Here is an 868-nt window from a genome sequence, read left to right on the forward strand (position 1 = left end):
CCTGTATACAGCAGCTACAGTAGAAACAGTAGAAACAATCGATATAAATGTAAATCAAGTGGATAATCCAGAAGATAATTCAGGAAAATCAGAAGGGCGTTTAACTTGGTATAGAGGATTCACACTTCTTGGAATAGCTCTTCTAGTCGTCCTAGCTCTAGGGTACAATGTACACATGGGCTTTGCCGGGTTTGGAGTAGGGTTGGCACTTTTCTTGATGGCTCCAAAAAGGCAAGAAGGCGTCTTACAGAGTATGCCTTGGCCAATTATCCTTATGGTAACAGGGATTGTGACTTATGTAGGAGTACTAGAACAAATCGGTGTTATCGAATATATGACCCAGTTAATAGCTGGCATGAATAATTCTGTAATGGCAGCTCTAACAGCATCTTATATTGGAGGAATTATCTCATCTTTCGCCTCAACAACAGGTTTCTTGGCAGCCATTATTCCACTCGCGATTCCAATTCTTCAGGATCCGACTGTATCATCCATAGGTGTCATATCATCCATCTCTTTTGCATCGAGCATTGTGGATATAAGTCCTTTCTCAACAAATGGTGCTATGTTGCTCGCAAATGCTCAAGGTATGAACCAAAATGAATTTTTTAGAAAACTCTTAATTGCATCCGCATGCTTTGTTGTTATCGGACCTGGACTTGCTTGGCTAATATTTGTCGTGATTGGAACACCATGGGGATAGACACAAGCTCGTCATTATCGTTCGTTATGACGAAGGGAATTGCTTAATTAACCGGTAAGTGATTCCCTAATAAGAAAGATTATTAAATATCTATACCTGGTACTGATTCCGTACAAATAAGGAATTAGTACCTTTTCTTTTTATTTACCGCCCAGTCAACTAACC

Annotated in this window: 1 protein-coding gene; it reads left to right on the forward strand. The window is 39.7% G+C overall.

What is annotated here, in order from left to right; all coding sequences use genetic code 11:
- Positions 1 to 703 (forward strand): SLC13 family permease (locus AC1DUW_RS30765; protein ID WP_477644444.1); only part of this gene is annotated, 703 nt, incomplete at its 5' end.
- Between the last annotated feature and the right edge of the window lie 165 nt (positions 704 to 868).

It is taken from the genome of Peribacillus sp. P4_C12, from assembly GCF_056402095.1.